We start from the raw sequence: 17,522 nt of genomic DNA on the forward strand, positions 1-17,522 counted from the left end.
CACAGTAGAAAAAGCAGAGACAAAAAAGCAGAGACAATTAAAAATTGTCCTGCTTTTTTGATATATAGGGAACATATTTTCCTTGGTTTTATTGAGATTAAAAAAATACTACTGATAGTATGAGAGAGATTAGAAAGAGGAGAAGACTAATAAGGATTAAAGGTAGAGTTATACCTTTTGATCCTTTTTTTTGAAGACGAGGAGTAAAATTATCAGGACCATCATCTTCATAATCAATTAATTGTTTTTTTCTATTTGCTCTAAAGAAACGTTTAAAACTATAGACAATAGCATCAAAAAAACCAGATTGTACAATAAAAATGATTAGACCTAAGGCTAAAAAAGTAAGACCTGTCATCGATAATGCATTTAGTAGATAAAGAAATGTGTAATGGTGATATACATACTTAAGTCCAACTAGGCAGGCTATACTCTCAATTAAAAAAATGACACCAAATGTTATAAGTATCTTCATATGATTTGACATAAACAAATTTATCCTCCAAACTTTATCATAGCGAAAATATAACCTATATTCAATGTCTAGGAAAAGTAGTTAAGACTATTTTACATAATTCCTTATAAAATTGCTTTTTTCGTCAAATGATGTTAAATAAATCAAATAAATGTAAAAAAAAAGATGCAAATGTTATTTATTAATTGTATAATAGTTTTTGTGGATGGCTTCTATTTAAATAATCAGAAAATACAAAACATCCATTCAAAGTCTATTTTTTAAAATTAAAGGGAGGTCATTACTTCATGAGAAGTAAAGCAAAGTGGTCACTATTGCTCTCAATCGTGTTAGTGCTGAGTTTAGTTCTTTCTGCTTGTTCAGGAAGCAAAAATAGTGACAGTAAAAAAAGTGGAGATAGTAACGCATTAGCTAAAGATCAAGTACTTAACGCAGCAATTGGACAAGACATACCTACATTAGACCCAACACAACAAACGGATACAACATCTGGTAACGTTTTGCAAATGGTTAATGCAGGATTAACTCGCATGCATAATGACAAATATGAATTTGACATGGCTGCAGGCGAACCAAAAGCTAACGCGGACAAAACAGAATTTACTTTTACTCTTCGTGATGGTATCAAATGGTCTGACGGTAAACCTGTTACTGCACAGGATTTTGTTTACGGTTGGCAACATGAAAATGATCCAGCTTCAAAACCGGCATATAACTTCCTTTATGCTTCTGTAGGAATTAAAAATGCATCAAAAATTCAAAATCCTAAAGATCCAATGTACGGAAAAGTTCAAAATCTTGGTATTAAAGCAACTGATGACAAAACTGTAGTTGTCACTTTAGATAAACCAGCTCCACCATTTTTCTTGAGTATTCTTTCTCAACCGCAATTCTATCCATTAAGAGAAGACTTTATTAAAGCTCAAGGTAAAAACTATGCCCAGGATGCTGATAAAGTACTTTACAATGGCCCATTTGTATTACAATCTTGGGATCATGGTAAAGGTTGGACTTATGCAAAAAACAAAAATTACTGGAATGCTAAAAACATTAAATTATCGAAAATCAACGTCAAAGTTGTAAAAGAACTTGCCACTCGCGTAAACCTTTATAAAACAGGTAAAATCGATACAGTTTTCTTAAGTGGTGATTTCATTGATTCGATGAAAGCAAGTAATCCTAAAGAGTTCCATACTGGTATGACTTCAGGAACGTTCTTCTTGTATATCAACCAAAAAACGAACAAAAATTTCAAAAACTTGAACTTGCGTAAAGCTGTGAACTTAGCAATCAATAAAAAAGACTTTGTTGATGTTCTTATGAAAGACGGTTCAAATGCTTCAAATTATGTGGTTCCTAAAGGCTTTGTGAAAGGTCCAGACGGACAAGATTTCCGTGCTACAGCTGACAATGACGAACTTAAAGGTTCAGCTACCGATGCTAAAGCTTATTGGGAAAAAGCTAAAAAAGAACTTGGCATTAAAACACTTAACATTAATTTCCTAACGCCTGATGGAGATAGCTACAAAAAATGGGATGAGTACATTGCCGATCAACTTCAAACTAATCTTAAAGGCGTTAAAGTTACAATTAACCAACAACCTTGGGGTAACTACCTCAAACTAAATCAAGATTTTAAATTCGATCTTGCCTTTAGCGGATGGTTCCCAGATTATCAAGATCCTATGACATATCTTGATATGTGGACAACTGATCAACCACAAAATACTACAGGCTGGTCTAACAAGAAATTTGATTCACTTATCAAATCTGCATATAACGAAAAAGACCCAGCAAAACGTTGGAAATATTTACAAGATGCTGAATCAGTTATGTTGAAAGATGCACCAATCGTTCCAATGATTCAAGGTGGAGAAGCTTGGGTTCAAAAAACATATGTTAAAGGTATTGACTATCCATTATATGGACCTCAAGTTGACTACACTGGCGTAACTATTACAAAACATTAATTGTACAATAAAATGTTTGTAAAAGGCTTAAAGAACAGGGGAGTATATGTTGTCCTGGCATATACTCTCTTTTTCAATGTAAAGAATTGGCATCAAATGACTTGACTTAAATCACTCAACGTATGAAAATAAAATAGTATGTTGAAATTTGTAGAAATATAGGAGGTGCTGGACAATGGTTCGATATGTTTTGAAACGTATAGGATACATGATCATTACTTTTTTTGTTATTGTCACTCTTACCTTCATTGCGATGAAGTTATTGCCTGGTACACCATTTAAGACACAAAGTAGACTATCACCTGAACAATTGGCACAATTAAGACATTATTATGGTTTGGATCAGCCAATACCCGTTCAGTATGTTCAATATTTATGGCACGCTTTGCATGGTGACTTAGGCGGATCATTTCAATATGGTATGCGCCCAATCACGACTATGCTTGCTGAAAAATTCCCTGTATCACTTGACTTAGGTTTAGAAGCAATCATATTAGGAGCCATTATAGGTATTCTATTAGGTATTGTTGCTGGGATAAAACGAGGAACATTTATTGATTATGGTTCGATGATTATTTCAGTATTAGGAATTTCAATTCCATCATTTATATTTGCAGTATTCTTGCAGTATTATTTTGCTGTTAAAAATCAATGGTTACCAGTAGCTGAATGGAATGGCGGTATTAGTTATCACATACTACCTGTTGTTGCCTTATCAGTTGCAGTAATTGCCAATGTTGCTCGTTTTATGCGGACCGAAATGGTAGAAGTTTTGGGTCAAGATTATATAATTACGGCTAAGGCTAAAGGAATTAGTTCAACTGCTGTTGTATTTAAACATGCTGTTAGAAACGCCATGATTCCTGTTATTACCATTCTTGGACCTCTAACAGCAGCTATTATCACTGGGTCACTCGTAATAGAAAATATTTTTGCAATACCTGGAATTGGTAACCAGTTTGTAGAATCTATACTTACAAATGATTACCCGATGATTATGGGTACAACGGAATTGTACGCAGCTCTATTTATCATAACCGTATTTATTGTAGATATCTTGTACGTTATTATTGATCCGAGAATTCGTTTGACTGGAGGAGATGCATGATGAAAATGCCGAATAATGACATTACAAACGATATGTTTCTTCCTGCAGACATTGACACAACTCAATCAGAGAAGATATCAAGACAAAGTTTGAGTTTCTGGAAAGATGCACGAAAACGATTGGCTAAAAATAAAGGTGCGATGATATCTCTTGTCATCATTATCTTTATTGTTATTATCTCTTTGATTGGTCCACATATGAATAATTATGGAGCATATAAACAGAATCTTCATCTCGTAAATTTGCCAGCTAAAATCCCAGTTCTAGAAAAAATCTCATTCCTACCTTTTAATGGCACTGAACATGGCGTGGATATTTATGAACAGAGGCATATTAAACAAAATTTTTGGTTTGGTACTGATGATTTAGGTAGAGATTTATGGACAAGAACGTGGAAAGGTACTCAAATCTCTCTTCTTATTGCGGTCATAGCCGCACTAGCAGACCTTGTCATTGGTGTTGCATACGGCGGGATTTCTGCTTACTACGGAAAACATGTCGATAATGTTATGCAAAGAATAGTTGAAGTATTATCTGGTATTCCTAACTTAGTTCTAATTATTCTATTGATATTAGTTCTACAGCCGGGACTATTGACCATTACTATAGCGATCGTGTCAACTGGTTGGATATCCATGTCTCGAATTGTTCGTGGACAAATGCTTAGATTAAAATCAGAAGAATATGTATACGCCTCACAAACACTAGGAGCAAGTAATAGTAGAATTATATTTAAACACTTAGTACCGAATACATCAGGTCAAATCATTATTAATACGATGTTCTCTGTACCTTCTGCTATTTTCTTTGAAGCGTTCTTGAGTTTCATCGGATTAGGAATTAGAGATCCACAAGCATCTCTTGGATCATTAATTAACCGAGCTTACGGTGTTTTTCAAATTCACCCATCACAAGTATTATTCCCATCAATAGTCATTTGTTTACTATTAATTTGCTTTAATATTTTGGGAGATGGATTACGTGATGCATTTGATCCCAAATTAAGAAAATAGGAGGTGCCCAAGTTGGATAACATTTTAGAATTAAAAGATCTTCATGTATCATTTGATACATTTAGTGGCGAAGTTCAAGCTGTTCGTGGAGTAAATTTAGAATTAAAAAAAGGTGAAACGCTTGCGATCGTCGGTGAATCGGGTTCAGGAAAATCTGTTACTTCGAAAACCATTATGGGTCTTATTCCAAAACCTCCAGGTAAAATTAAAAATGGAGAAATTTTATTTGAAGGCAAAGATCTATTAAAGTTTTCAAATAAAGAAATGCAACGTGTGAGAGGTAAAGAAATATCCATGATTTTTCAAGATCCGATGACGGCTTTGAACCCAACAATGAAAGTTGGGAAGCAAATCATGGAAGGGCTCATCAAACATCAAAATATGAGCAAATCGGATGCAAAGAAAAGAGCCATTGAATTACTCGAATTGGTAGGTATTCCTAACCCCGATGCGCGAGTGGATCAATATCCTCATGAATTTTCAGGTGGGATGAGACAGAGGGTAGTCATTGCTATCGCTTTAGCCTGTAATCCAAAAGTATTAATTGCTGATGAGCCGACTACAGCCCTTGATGTCACGATCCAAGCACAAATTCTTGACTTAATGAAAGATTTACAAGATAAGACAGGTACTGCGATTGTTTTGATTACTCATGATCTTGGTGTTGTTGCCAACTTAGCCCAAAAAGTTGCAGTTATGTATGGCGGGAAAGTTGTTGAAACTGGAACAGTAGATGAGATTTTCTATAATCCGAAACATCCATATACATGGGGATTACTCTCTTCGATGCCTAAATTACATGATCATTCAAATAAATTACTTGCGATTCCTGGATCGCCTCCGGATCTTTCGGATCCACCAAAAGGCTGTCCATTTGCAGCTAGGTGTCCACATGCTATGAAAGTATGTGTCGATCATATGCCAGGTTATTTTGAATTATCTGAAACACAGAAATCGGCATGTTGGTTAGTTGATGAACGTGCACCAAAAGTGAATCCACCCGAAACAATAGGGGTAAGGGGGGAATAAGATGTCAAATAAAGAAAAATTATTAGAGGTAAAAAATCTTAAAAAACATTTTCCGGTTGGTCGTAATCTTTCATTAAAAGCCGTTGATGGAGTTGACTTTGACATTTATAAAGGGGAAATTCTAGGACTCGTTGGTGAATCAGGCTGTGGAAAATCAACGACTGGGCGTACCATTATTCGTTTGTATAATGCTACTGATGGTTCGGTTAAATTCGCCAATAAAGAAATTACAGGTAAAAAATCCAAAAAAGAGTTAAAAGAGCTTAATCGCCGCATGCAAATGATTTTTCAAGACCCTTATGCTTCCTTAAATCCACGTATGACGGTTAAAGATATTATTGCTGAAGGTATAGACATTCACGGTTTAGCCAAAAGCTCCAAGGAACGAAATGAACGTGTCTATGAGTTGCTTGAAACAGTTGGATTAAACCGGGAACATGCAAACCGTTATCCACATGAGTTTAGCGGAGGTCAGCGTCAGAGGATTGGTATCGCTAGGGCTCTAGCAGTAGAACCTGATTTTATTATAGCGGATGAGCCAATCTCAGCACTTGACGTATCTATTCAGGCTCAAGTGGTGAATTTGCTTCAAGAACTTCAACAAGAACATGGCTTAACCTATTTATTTATCGCCCATGACTTGTCCATGGTCAAACACATTAGTGACCGTGTTGGCGTAATGTATTTAGGTAATATGGCAGAACTTGCACCAAGTGATGAATTATATGATAATCCACTTCATCCATATACTCAAGCCTTATTATCCGCGATACCTGTTCCTGATCCTGAGATTGAACGTACTCGTGAACGAATTATTCTAGAAGGCGACGTGCCAAGTCCAATTGATCCACCTTCAGGCTGTCGTTTTCGTACACGTTGTCCCATGGCGATGGAAATATGCGCAATAGTACGACCAAAGTGGCATGAAGCAAGAGAAGGTCACTGGGTGGCTTGTCACCTTCATAATGAAGAAGCTAATGAAACAAAAGAAGATTAATTTTTTTAAAAAAAGATGTCGAATTTTATTTCGACATCTTTTTTAAATATGTATTTTTTGAGGATTTAATTGGTTAGTTCCTTTGTTTGTTTTTCTTTTGTATAAGATAAACAATATAAAGAATAATGGTGATGATTAATGAACTTTTTAAGAAAATTGGAAATTCCAAATTAAAAAAGTATTGAAGAAAGATCAATAGAATCAATAATACGACAGAAAATATGAGAAATAATCTAATCAATAATGCACATCCTTTCTGTTCTATAAGCATAGACATTTTTTTAGCATAAATCAACAATAAATACATAAAATAAAACAGGAAACCAATATAAGGAGCTCATAGGGAGCAAAGGAATGAAGATCAAAAAAATAGCCATTAGATCAATTATATTTTTGTTTGTCATGATTATTGGTTTCTATACCATCTCTGAATCAAAAAGTGAACTAAATGGACAAGTTGTGGACGCGACATCGATTGTTCATCATTCATTTAAAGATGCAAAACCATTTTCATTGAAAGATCGGTATGGGAATACGGTCCGTTTAAGTGATTTTAGAGGAAGAACAGTGTTGATGACAGTATGGACAACGTGGTGTGGGGAGTGTAGAGAGGAATTAGAAACCCTCCATCATATTCAACATCATTATCCAGAAAATAAGTTAAAGGTACTGGCTGTTAATTTAACAACCGAAGAGACATCTTTAGAGGATGTGAAACATTTTTTAGGAAGTGAGCCCTTGAAAGCCACTGTTCTCTTTGATACAAAAGGGATCGTAAAAAAAAGATATGGAATTTATGGTATACCCATATCTTTTCTAATTGACCCATATGGAAAAATTATTCGCACATTTCCTGGTGTTATCAACCAGAAAGATCTTGACCAATGGTTACCAAATTAAGTGCCCTCATTTAGCACATCAAATGTTTAACTGCGTAATTTATTATGGAGAGGCTTAATAAAAAATTTAAGCTTATTGAGAATAGGTTTATCTTTTTGAAAGTGATGAGGATATGGGGTTGACAGGCTCCGTTAAAAGGGTTGACAATAGAATTAAAGAGAAAAGGCTATTTCGTCCGAAAAGGAGGCGAATCCAAATGAAACATAAAACAGCTATTCGTAAAAGAAAAAACGCATTAAAAAAATGGCTTAGAGAGCAATTAGGGCATTGGCAACCAAAAACTAAAGAAACACCTGCATCTAGCAGTAAATTACCCGCTTAAGAGACTGATAAGGTCTTTTTTTTTATCTTTAATATTTTTTTTGCTTAAAATTTCCGATTTTATATTTAAAATTCCTTACTAAAGAGCTTTTATAATAGCCATATTTATATTTATTTAAACATTTAACGATTTATTCAGAAAAAAAGTATATTAAGAGTTTATTCTTAAGGAAGAAGGGGTATTAGTTAATCAATTATAACAAGGTCACATAAAAAATAAATTTTTAAGAAAAATATAGACTAGCCAAATTAGAAATATTATAATATAATAATATTAAAAGGTAGTCTAGAGAGTAAGTGATAAATCCTTTAAGGAGGGTGAACAATGGTCACTTTATATACGTCACCAAGTTGCACGTCTTGTAGAAAGGCTAAAGCATGGCTCAAGGAACACAACATCTCTTTTCAAGAAAGAAATATCTTTTCGGAACCTTTATCAATCGAAGAAATAAAAGAAATCCTTCGTATGACAGAAGATGGAACAGATGAAATTATTTCAACACGTTCGAAAGCATTTCAAGAATTAAATATACAATTAGATGCCATGTCAATTCAAGATTTATATGAATTGATAAGCGAAAATCCTGGTTTGCTTAGAAGACCGATCATGCTTGATGATAAACGACTTCAAGTGGGCTATAATGATGATGAGATTCGTCGTTTCTTACCAAGAAAAGTTCGTACATTCCAGTTAATGGAAGCACAACGTCTTGTCAATTAATTAAAAAATAGCAGGCATTCTCAAATGAATGTCCTGCTATTTTAGTATATATATGAGTAACTGAACTATTATGTGTGCCCTTCTTGTCCTCTATTTTTTATAGTATTTACAGTCCAACCGAAGATCAAAATGCTAACAATAATGCTAATCATGATTATATGTTGTAAGTGCGGATTATTTTCAAAAATAAACTGGATTTTTGGTTCTTCAGTAATCATCTCAGAAGCTGTATATCCAAGAACACCTCCTCCTATATAGATTAATCCCGGAACTTTTTCCATGGAGAGAAGAATTAATTTACTTCCCCATACAATGATAGGAACAGAGAAGACTAGACCGATCGCAACCAAACCGATGTGGCCTTTGGAAGCTCCAGCAATAGCCAAAATATTATCAAGTCCCATGACAAGATCTGCAAATACAATAGTTCGCACTGCACTAAATAGAGATTGACCTGCGCGTACATTTACACCTTCGTCATGATTAATTAATAACTTTATTGCAATAATAATTAACAAGATGCCTCCAATAAACAAAAGAAACGGGACATTTAGCAATGAAACTAACACAGCTGTAAGGAGGATTCTTAAAATAACAGCAAGACCTGTGCCTAAAATGATGGCTTTATTTCGTTTAGTTTCAGGTAATCGTCGACAAGCTAAAGCAATGACGACTGCATTGTCACCGCCAAGGATAATATCTATAAATATTATATTTAAAATGGAGAGGAGATCGACAGACATATCATAAAGCTCCTTTCTTATGTATGTTTTAGCATATGCTGACTTGTCCTTATTCATGTCAATGATTATTAGGATTACCTTCGCATTATTATAAATAAGATATTTTTAATTATTCAGGATGATACATGCATAATCCCAGTATTGGATAAGTACTATGAAGAAAGGTGCTTTATCCCTATATATTACAAGTGGTGTAAACGAAAAAAAAGGCGGTGAAAATAGCGTAGGTGATAGAAACACAACTTTTCATTTGGCCTCCACTACGTAATAAGGGGCAAACGCGGATTATCAGAAATTACAATCTTTTTTATTTCATTTGGGGAAGATTTATCATACAATAGAAGTACAAGATGACGATGTTGTCCCTTTATGGAATCGTTGCTCCCCACAATACATTGAAGAAGGGAGAGTTATTATGAAAATTGAAAGAATTAATGAGAATACATTGAAATTTTATATTAGTTATCTAGATATAGAGACAAGAGGGTTTGACAGAGAAGAAATCTGGTACAACCGAGAAAGAAGCGAAGAATTATTTTGGCAAATGATGGATGAAGCGCATAATCAAGAATCGTTTCCTCTTGAGGGTCCATTATGGATTCAAGTTCAAGCCTTAGAGAAGGGTATGGAGATCATTGTTACAAGAGCCAAGGTATCCCAAGATGGTACTAACCTTGAATTGCCTATCTCTCCTGAAAAACATCTGGATATACCTGTTAAAGATGGGCTTGAACAATTGATTAATGAACAATTAACAATAGATAGCAAAGATGAACAAGAAGATTCTGCAAATGAAGCTGAATCATTATCGTTCATGATCTGTTTTAAAAATTTCGAAGACCTGATTTCTTTAAGTCAAATTTTCGTAGAGAATAACTTATTTAACACGTCACTCTATGCATTTGACAATCAATACTTCTTAAACGTTGAATTTAATGACTTCTTAGAAGAAATCGATCAAGATAATTGTTTAAGTATTATTTTAGAATATGGTTTTGAATCAAATCGTACATTAGCATATTTGCAAGAATACGGGAAACCCGTCTTTGAAAAAGAAGTTTTATCAAACATCAGAAAAAAGTTTACAAAATGATCATAACAGAATTTGTATTTAATCATGGTGGCCTAAACTTTATCGTTAAGGTCGCCTATTTTTTATAGCAAAAGTTCTGATGTTAACGCCTACATCTTTGATAATGCAATCAGATTTCCTTCTAAGATTTATTAGGGTACAATATGTTATGTATGCAGAGTCTTGTTATTGAGTAGAAGGAGATCCACCATGAAGCGTAAATTACAATTATTAGCTTTAGTTATCGTTATTTTTATTTTTTTACTTTTCGTCCAAGATTGGCAAAGATGGTTATTAGAATCTTTAAATATTGGGATTACATTAACTGTTTATTTCATTGCTATTGTGATCTTCTTAGAAAATAGACAGCCCTCACGAACGATTACTTGGCTTCTTGTCTTAGTTGTTTTCCCTGTTATTGGCTTTATTTTTTATATAGTCTTTGGGCAGAGTGCAAGGAAGAAACGTTTGTTTCAAAAGCACGCTTTTATAGAGGATATTGAACAATTCCACGAAGAGCCCTCGATGACTGTTGAGAGAAGTAAACTTGATAATTTTGACTATCATCATCGGGCATTAATGAATCTTGCTCAAAAACTTGGAGCGTATCCGGTTTCATTTGCGACAGATACCAAAATATTAACGAATGGAGAGCAAACTTTTTCAGCCATATTGAAAGCCATAAGGAATGCTAAACATCATATTCATATTGAATATTACATCGTGAGAAACGACCATATTGGTAATAGGATTAAAAATGCATTGATCGATAAGGCACAGGAAGGCGTCATGGTTCGCTTTATGTTTGATGCTGTTGGCAGCTGGCGTTTATCTAAAAGTTTTATTCGTGAGTTAACCGATGCTGGCGTTGACATTATTCCTTTTTTTCCTGTAAAACTTCCTGTATTAAATAATAAAATTAATTTTAGAAATCATAGGAAAATCATAGTCATTGATAATGAGATTGGTTTTATTGGGGGATTGAACATAGGGGATGAGTACCTAGGAAGAAATAAAGCGTATGGTTTTTGGCGAGATACCCACTTGAAAGTAAAAGGAGAAGGGGTACAAAGTCTTCAATTGGTTTTCTTGCAAGATTGGTATTACATGACTGGTCATGCCATCGTTGATGATGTTTATCTAAAACCCAAACGGACAGGTTCAATTCACCGAGGGGCTGTCCAGATGATCGCTTCATCACCATATGCTCGTTGGGAAGAAATCAAAAATATCTTCTTCTCAATGATTACCTCGGCTAAACAATCCATTTGGATAGCTTCTCCCTATTTAATTCCAGATGAAGATATCCTAAGTGCATTAAAGGTGGCAGCTCTTTCAGATATTGATGTACGTATTCTCGTACCAGGGCATCCAGATAAGAAAATCGTTTATTATGCCAGTAGATCCTATTTTCCTGATTTATTAGAAGCGGGTGTTCGAATTTTTGCTTATAAAGAAGGTTTTATGCATAGTAAATTAATCGTTGTAGATCATGAATTAGCTTCCATTGGAACAGCAAATATGGACATGAGAAGTTTTCATTTGAATTTTGAAGTGAATGCCTTTCTTTATAAAACAGAGAGCATTTTAGACATTGTGACTGATTTCATTGATGACTTCGAGAATTCAAATGAAATAGTTCAAGAAGATTTTAATAAGCGCTCCATACTTTTCAGAGTGATAGAATCGACTTCTAGATTACTCTCTCCATTGCTTTAAGTGCGTGTTCAAAAAGGCGATAAATTAGAAGCAAGAAGATCAAGGCGGCGCTGTTTTGAGGACCGGAATGTAGGTTTTTACTACATGAGGACCGGAAAAACGAGCGGGCGCCAAGATTCGTAGCTTATCATTTGGTGACTTTTTGAACAACCTCTTTAAGTCTTTTTTGACAAAAACCCTAATTTTAAAACTAGGGTTTTTTTAGATTTAGCTATGTCCGTTATCGCACCTTTATCGAAATATAGATTTAATTTCTTACTCCATAGCCATTAACTAAAATATTCATCAATATGTCAAGTAATTAATAAAAAAATCGATCATATTTAGCAGGGGTTCAGCTTTTTTTGAAGAATATAAGAATATAATGTAGGTAAGATATTTAATCTTTTCCTCGAATAACTACATTATACCTCTGTTAGGATGTGATCAGATGCTCGTTGCCCTAACGAGTAAGGGTCAAGTTATTTCATTAGTCATGCCGTTATATACTCCTGAATTTCTCCACTCCCTAAGAAAATTGACCGAGTTCTATTGTCCAGTCTGTAAACAAAAAGTCATTCTCAAATTAGGACAAAAAAAGATTTGGCATTTTGCCCATCATTATCATTTTCCATGTACTTTGACTCAATATGAGGCAGAATCAGAGAGGCATCTCAAAGGAAAAAAAGAACTTTTTACTTGGTTTGAGACTTATCATCAAGCTCCCATTTTGGAGCATTATTTACCTGAGTTACATCAAAGGCCAGATCTTTATTTACCTCAGAAACGTGTAGCGATTGAATATCAATGTAGTAATATGCCTTTGGAGGTCATAAAGAGAAGAATAAGAGGTTATCATCAAGAAAAACTAGCCAATGTTTGGATACTTGGGGAGAACCGACTAAAGCGGAAAGGATTAAAAACGAAGTTATCACAGATGGATCTGATGATGATGCATGACCAATCAATTTTTCGAAACTTGAATCAATCTCCATTTGTTTCACCTTATAAGCTCCTATTTTTCAATCCTTCGTCAAAAATCTTCACCTATATCCATCATATTATCCCTTTGACGCCAACACAATTTATTTCAGAACGTAAAGACATTAAGATGAGTCATATTAATCCAAACCATCTTTTTACAATGCCTTTGAGCCATTCACCAAAACCGCTAGCGAACGAATGGAACAAACACAAACAGCGTGAACGTCTCATTCCCCATAAATATACAAGCCAGACTGAACATTATCTCCGTACCCTCTGTTATAAGAAGAACAGGGTATATTACCAATTTCCAAGTTTCATCGGCTTACCGCATTATTCGTATATTCGTTTAGAAACATCCCCCGTACATTGGCAATATTGGATATTTCTCCGTTATATCAACAATGCGAAACCCTACGCACGCCTATCAATAAAAAGAATGATTAAAGAAATAAAATACTATATTCAAAAAGGGATCCTTCGGGAACGTAAAAATATCTTTGCCCCGAGTCTCGAGTTCGCCATAAAGATATATTTAAATCAACTCTGTTATTTGAGAGTTTTATACAAAATCGACAAGGATTTTTTTATTCATCCGGATTGGCTCAATTATGACGGGTCATCAATTGAAACTCTCATACAAAAAGATCATGAAATCCTTCATAAACTTCATACTATTTATAAACACAAATAACATTAATTCTTTGTGTATATAATAAAAATGAAGTAGTATAAAAATAAGGAATATTTTAGTTCATTTTTATGTATGTGGTACAAGTCCATGTATATTCCTAATTGTTGTGGAGGTGCTTTTATGAGCGAGGAATCTAAAAAATCATTACCAACAAGAGATCAAATACCTGAAAATGAAAAATGGGATTTGGAAGCGATCTATCCATCAGTCGATGAATGGGAAAGTGATTTTGAGAAAGTGAAGTCACTTATTCCGGAGCTTGAATCTTTCAAAGGAAAACTTGGAGAAAGCTCGAATACACTTTTTAGCATGTTAAAAAAACAAGATGAACTTGATCTTATTCTTAACAAGCTATTTGCGTATTCGCACATGAAAGCAGATGGTGACACTGCAAATTCAACCTATCAAGCATTGAATGATCGCGTCAGAAATTTGGCGACGATGGTGGGAAGTAAATTAGCCTACGTTGTTCCTGAAATCCTTGATATTGATGAAAAAAAATTAGCTGGATTTTTAGATGAAAATAAAGATTTGCAATTATATCGACATGGATTAGATGATATCACAAGGATGCGACCTCATGTATTAGACGAAGAAAAAGAGGCCCTACTTGCTCAAGTAAGTGAAGTGACAAGTAATCCGTCAAATACTTTTGGTATGCTGAACAATGCGGATCTAAAATTTCCTGAAATTAAAGATGAAAACGGTGAAGAAATAGAAGTTACTCATGGCCGGTATTCAAAATTCATGGAAAGTGAAGATCGTAGAGTCCGAAAAGATGCGTTCGACGCAGTATATTCCACTTATGGTTCTTTTAAAAACACGTTTGCAAGCACGCTAAGTGGTCAAGTTAAACGCAATAACTTTTATGCTAATGTACGAAATCATCCATCAGCTCGTGCCGCAGCTCTTTCAGGAAATAATATCCCTGAATCTGTTTATGAAAATCTTGTAAAAACAGTCAACGATAATTTACATTTGCTACATCGCTATGTTAGTTTGCGTAAAAGAGCATTAGAGCTGGATGAACTTCACATCTATGACTTATATGCGCCATTAGTTAAAAATGTAAAAATGGAAATACCTTATAAAGAAGCAAAAGAAATGGTATTAAAAGGTCTCGCCCCTCTAGGTGAGGATTACACGAATATCATTAAAAAGGGTTATGAAAGTCGTTGGATTGATGTAAGAGAAACAAAAAATAAGCGAAGTGGTGCATATTCTTCTGGTACATATGGTACAATGCCATATATCTTGTTGAATTGGCAAGATAACGTCAACAATGTATTTACACTAGCCCATGAGCTTGGACATTCCATGCATAGTTACTATACAAGAGAAAATCAACCATATCCGTATGCAAATTACTCGATTTTTGTAGCTGAAGTGGCATCAACGTGTAATGAAGCCCTACTTAATCATTACTTATTAAATGAAACAGATGACAAAAAGAAAAAATTATATTTACTTAATAATCAGCTTGAAGGTTTTAAAGGTACGGTCTTCCGTCAAACGATGTTCGCCGAGTTTGAACAGTCAATTCATGAAAAAGCGGCTGCTGGAGAAGCTTTAACGCCAGAACTATTAACATCCGTTTATTATGAACTTAATGAACGTTATTTTGGAAAAGATATTGTTGTGGATAAAGAAATTGGACTTGAGTGGTCAAGAATTCCGCATTTCTACTACAATTTTTATGTTTATCAATATGCTACAGGTTACAGTGCCGCTGCAGCGCTATCAAAACAAATCTTAGAAGAAGGTGCACCTGCTGTTGAACGCTATAAAAACTATCTGAAAGCCGGTAGTTCAGATTATCCAATTGAAGTGTTAAAAGGGGCAGGAGTGGATATGACAACTTCTAAACCAATCGAAGAAGCTATGCAAGTCTTCGAATCAGTCCTAGATGAAACGGAAAAATTATTATTTGGTTAAAAATAAAGTTAAAGGACACCCATGCTTGAATAATGGGTGTCCTTTTTTATAACCTCGTAAATAAATATAAGAATTTTAATGAACTTTTCTCTTTATCAATCTAATATTGACTCAAATATGAAGACGATCAATCACGATTGTTTTTCATGCCATGTTACTTTTTGTTAAATTTTATGACCGATTAGTATGTTTTATCGGAAGGTTTAATGAGTTTGTCATTAGTGTATTTAGGGTGATGTGTCCAAAGATAAATAGTGATTAATAATGAAGTGAAAAAGAGAAGCCCAACAAAGAAAAGAGGTTTTAAATGCATTAAGCCTAAAAAATAGAACCCAAATGTTAATAATGTTAAAAAAGTAAAGAGAAGTTGAAGCAGTCGTCTCACGTTATATCACATCACTTTTCCTCTATGTTTTTTAGAATCAGAAACAAGCAAGGCGAATAGCCTAACAATATTTCTATATTTCTGTATGCCCAAATTTATGCAAAGAGATTAGTTAATATAACGCCAAAAACTTCCGAATTTTAAAGGGACCTCTTCAACAATCTGTTTTAACTTTAGTTTTTTCATTTTACAGCGAATACTTTGCTCACTCAGATTATAAATAGTAGCCAATTCTTTTGTAGCAACAAATGGATGTTTTTTCAAATATTTTTCAAGAGAAGGAGGAGATTGTGGTATAGGAGTTTCACCTAGCATCTCCGTTAACACTTGTACATAAATATCGTAATTATATCGGCCAGGTATTTTGATTCCTTCTTCATCTGTGTCTGTATTAAAAAATACTAAAGTAGGAAAATCATCAATTTCCATTTCATATGAAAAACGTTTATCGCAAAGAAGGGCTTTTTCAGGTCGTTTTGAAATCATATCACTAACAAATTCTTCAATATTTAACTTAGCCATCTTGGCAACATCAATAAATTCGTCATAACGATGGAAACTTTTCTTGCATACAAAGATTTGTTCACGTATCCGTCTTAGAAAGCGAAATCCAGCAGCTCGGCCTTGAAATTCTGCTGCTTTAATAGCTAAAGCAATATTTGAAGCACATGGAGGACTTTCGAACCATATATTACTATCTGAAAACATCCCCGTTAATTGAGCAATCTTATTCCAATGCTCGGCCATTTTATATAATTGCTTTGGGTTGTCTAAATCACGTTTCTTTAAAGTTATTAAATATCTAAAGGTAAAATATTGTCCATATTCTATCTGCAGTCTTTTTATGATGGGTTCAAGACCCCAACAATCAGCACAAAGAGGATCAATAAAGGCATATATTTCAACACGTTTATGTTGACTCGATTTCATTGTTGTTGAACAGGTGAAATTTCCAGGAGTGCCCTCACATACCGAACCTATATAAGTATTATTCATGTGAACTCACCTCTTAGATGTCGTCTTTCAATGCAGGTTGATTTATCATGTGATGTGCAGTTAGCGTAAAACGTTCAAGTAATCTTTCGCGCCATTCAGAGTCAATAATAACATCATCCAATGCTTTTGACATGCAATCTAACCAAGCATTCGCCTGAATTTGACTTATCGGAAATCTTAAATGTCTAGCTCGAAGTCTAGGATGACCATGTTCATGAGAGTAAAGAGAAGGTCCTCCGAGAAATTGTGTCAAAAACTGAGTCTGTTTTCTCATTGTTTCAGTCAAATCATCTGGAAAAAGTGGTGCAAGATCTGGATGAACACGAACACGCGAATAAAACGTCTTAACCAAACGCTCCACAACCTTCCCCCCACCAATCGCCTCAAAAGGAGATTGCATTTCTCTATTCATTATATATCTATCCCCAATATCATATCTTTTAACTACATTTTATCAAGCTAACCCCACAAGAGCAAACAA

16 protein-coding genes are annotated in these 17,522 nt (G+C 34.4%); 12 read left to right on the forward strand and 4 right to left on the reverse strand.

Annotated features, from left to right (window positions below):
* Positions 1-97: 97 nt before the first annotated feature.
* A complete protein-coding gene (locus FG390_RS00535; RefSeq protein ID WP_141189072.1) occupies positions 98-487 on the reverse strand; it encodes a DUF3899 domain-containing protein in 390 nt (129 codons plus the stop codon).
* A 275-nt stretch (positions 488-762) separates the two neighbouring features.
* Between FG390_RS00535 and FG390_RS00540 the strand changes: the two genes are divergently transcribed.
* The 8 genes from FG390_RS00540 (at position 763) to spxA (ending at position 8,534) form a co-directional block, all read left to right on the forward strand.
* Positions 763-2,445, forward strand: coding sequence for a peptide ABC transporter substrate-binding protein (locus FG390_RS00540; protein WP_141189073.1), 1,683 nt, complete (start codon positions 763-765; stop codon positions 2,443-2,445).
* Between the two features lie 175 nt (positions 2,446-2,620).
* On the forward strand, positions 2,621-3,553 hold the full coding sequence (locus FG390_RS00545) for an ABC transporter permease (RefSeq protein WP_141189074.1): 933 nt from the start codon (positions 2,621-2,623) through the stop codon (positions 3,551-3,553).
* On the forward strand, positions 3,553-4,566 hold the full coding sequence (gene opp3C / locus FG390_RS00550) for an oligopeptide ABC transporter permease (protein ID WP_373681518.1): 1,014 nt from the start codon (positions 3,553-3,555) through the stop codon (positions 4,564-4,566). Before FG390_RS00545 ends, opp3C begins: the two co-directional genes overlap by 1 nt.
* A gap of 12 nt (positions 4,567-4,578) precedes the next feature.
* Positions 4,579-5,595, forward strand: coding sequence for an ABC transporter ATP-binding protein (locus tag FG390_RS00555; RefSeq protein WP_141189076.1), 1,017 nt, complete (start codon positions 4,579-4,581; stop codon positions 5,593-5,595).
* Between the two features lies 1 nt (position 5,596).
* Positions 5,597-6,592 (forward strand): ABC transporter ATP-binding protein, encoded by a 996-nt coding sequence (locus FG390_RS00560; protein WP_141189077.1) that lies wholly within the window; start codon positions 5,597-5,599, stop codon positions 6,590-6,592.
* 354 nt (positions 6,593-6,946) lie between these two features.
* Positions 6,947-7,492 (forward strand): TlpA disulfide reductase family protein, encoded by a 546-nt coding sequence (locus tag FG390_RS00565; RefSeq protein WP_141189078.1) that lies wholly within the window; start codon positions 6,947-6,949, stop codon positions 7,490-7,492.
* A 196-nt stretch (positions 7,493-7,688) separates the two neighbouring features.
* Complete coding sequence (locus FG390_RS15955) at positions 7,689-7,814, forward strand: hypothetical protein (protein WP_258311526.1); 126 nt, start codon at positions 7,689-7,691, stop codon at positions 7,812-7,814.
* Between the two features lie 324 nt (positions 7,815-8,138).
* Positions 8,139-8,534 carry a transcriptional regulator SpxA gene (spxA, locus tag FG390_RS00570; RefSeq protein WP_141189079.1) on the forward strand — a complete coding sequence of 132 codons (396 nt, stop codon included), beginning with the start codon at positions 8,139-8,141 and terminating at the stop codon, positions 8,532-8,534.
* Positions 8,535-8,602: 68 nt separating this feature from the next.
* Here the strand turns inward: spxA and FG390_RS00575 are convergent, their stop codons facing one another.
* Entirely contained in the window at positions 8,603-9,277 is a 675-nt protein-coding gene (locus tag FG390_RS00575; RefSeq protein ID WP_141189080.1) for a TerC family protein, read from the reverse strand.
* Between the two features lie 415 nt (positions 9,278-9,692).
* On the opposite strand from FG390_RS00575, the gene mecA reads away from it, so the two are divergent.
* The 4 genes from mecA to pepF all read left to right on the forward strand — a co-directional run bounded on the left by mecA (position 9,693) and on the right by pepF (position 15,660).
* Positions 9,693-10,370 carry an adaptor protein MecA gene (gene mecA / locus FG390_RS00580; protein ID WP_141189081.1) on the forward strand — a complete coding sequence of 226 codons (678 nt, stop codon included), beginning with the start codon at positions 9,693-9,695 and terminating at the stop codon, positions 10,368-10,370.
* Positions 10,371-10,559: 189 nt separating this feature from the next.
* The gene (gene cls, locus FG390_RS00585) at positions 10,560-12,068 is read left to right on the forward strand and encodes a cardiolipin synthase (RefSeq protein ID WP_141189082.1); all 1,509 of its coding nucleotides are present in this window, start codon (positions 10,560-10,562) and stop codon (positions 12,066-12,068) included.
* Positions 12,069-12,498: 430 nt separating this feature from the next.
* Positions 12,499-13,725 carry a competence protein CoiA gene (locus FG390_RS00590; RefSeq protein WP_141189083.1) on the forward strand — a complete coding sequence of 409 codons (1,227 nt, stop codon included), beginning with the start codon at positions 12,499-12,501 and terminating at the stop codon, positions 13,723-13,725.
* 120 nt (positions 13,726-13,845) lie between these two features.
* Positions 13,846-15,660 carry an oligoendopeptidase F gene (gene pepF, locus FG390_RS00595; RefSeq protein ID WP_141189084.1) on the forward strand — a complete coding sequence of 605 codons (1,815 nt, stop codon included), beginning with the start codon at positions 13,846-13,848 and terminating at the stop codon, positions 15,658-15,660.
* Between the two features lie 493 nt (positions 15,661-16,153).
* Here pepF and FG390_RS00600 read toward each other — a convergent pair whose 3' ends face one another.
* Complete coding sequence (locus FG390_RS00600; protein ID WP_141189085.1) at positions 16,154-17,041, reverse strand: DsbA family protein; 888 nt, start codon at positions 17,039-17,041, stop codon at positions 16,154-16,156.
* 13 nt (positions 17,042-17,054) lie between these two features.
* Entirely contained in the window at positions 17,055-17,453 is a 399-nt protein-coding gene (locus FG390_RS00605) for a globin domain-containing protein (protein ID WP_141189086.1), read from the reverse strand.
* Positions 17,454-17,522 lie beyond the last annotated feature (69 nt).

The organism is Terrilactibacillus laevilacticus (genome assembly GCF_006517395.1).
GTDB classification, from domain to species: domain Bacteria; phylum Bacillota; class Bacilli; order Bacillales; family Sporolactobacillaceae; genus Terrilactibacillus; species Terrilactibacillus laevilacticus.

Excerpts from the sequence above, each read along its gene's own strand:
- FG390_RS00535 (WP_141189072.1), bottom strand. The coding sequence starts at position 487 with ATGTCAAATCATATGAAGATACTTATAACATTTGGTGTCATTTTTTTA.
- FG390_RS00540 (WP_141189073.1), top strand. The coding sequence starts at position 763 with ATGAGAAGTAAAGCAAAGTGGTCACTATTGCTCTCAATCGTGTTAGTG.
- FG390_RS00545 (WP_141189074.1), top strand. The coding sequence starts at position 2,621 with ATGGTTCGATATGTTTTGAAACGTATAGGATACATGATCATTACTTTT.
- opp3C (WP_373681518.1), top strand. The coding sequence starts at position 3,553 with ATGAAAATGCCGAATAATGACATTACAAACGATATGTTTCTTCCTGCA.
- FG390_RS00560 (WP_141189077.1), top strand. The coding sequence starts at position 5,597 with ATGTCAAATAAAGAAAAATTATTAGAGGTAAAAAATCTTAAAAAACAT.
- FG390_RS00565 (WP_141189078.1), top strand. The coding sequence starts at position 6,947 with ATGAAGATCAAAAAAATAGCCATTAGATCAATTATATTTTTGTTTGTC.
- FG390_RS15955 (WP_258311526.1), top strand. The coding sequence starts at position 7,689 with ATGAAACATAAAACAGCTATTCGTAAAAGAAAAAACGCATTAAAAAAA.
- spxA (WP_141189079.1), top strand. The coding sequence starts at position 8,139 with ATGGTCACTTTATATACGTCACCAAGTTGCACGTCTTGTAGAAAGGCT.
- FG390_RS00575 (WP_141189080.1), bottom strand. The coding sequence starts at position 9,277 with ATGTCTGTCGATCTCCTCTCCATTTTAAATATAATATTTATAGATATT.
- mecA (WP_141189081.1), top strand. The coding sequence starts at position 9,693 with ATGAAAATTGAAAGAATTAATGAGAATACATTGAAATTTTATATTAGT.
- cls (WP_141189082.1), top strand. The coding sequence starts at position 10,560 with ATGAAGCGTAAATTACAATTATTAGCTTTAGTTATCGTTATTTTTATT.
- FG390_RS00590 (WP_141189083.1), top strand. The coding sequence starts at position 12,499 with ATGCTCGTTGCCCTAACGAGTAAGGGTCAAGTTATTTCATTAGTCATG.
- pepF (WP_141189084.1), top strand. The coding sequence starts at position 13,846 with ATGAGCGAGGAATCTAAAAAATCATTACCAACAAGAGATCAAATACCT.
- FG390_RS00600 (WP_141189085.1), bottom strand. The coding sequence starts at position 17,041 with ATGAATAATACTTATATAGGTTCGGTATGTGAGGGCACTCCTGGAAAT.
- FG390_RS00605 (WP_141189086.1), bottom strand. The coding sequence starts at position 17,453 with ATGAATAGAGAAATGCAATCTCCTTTTGAGGCGATTGGTGGGGGGAAG.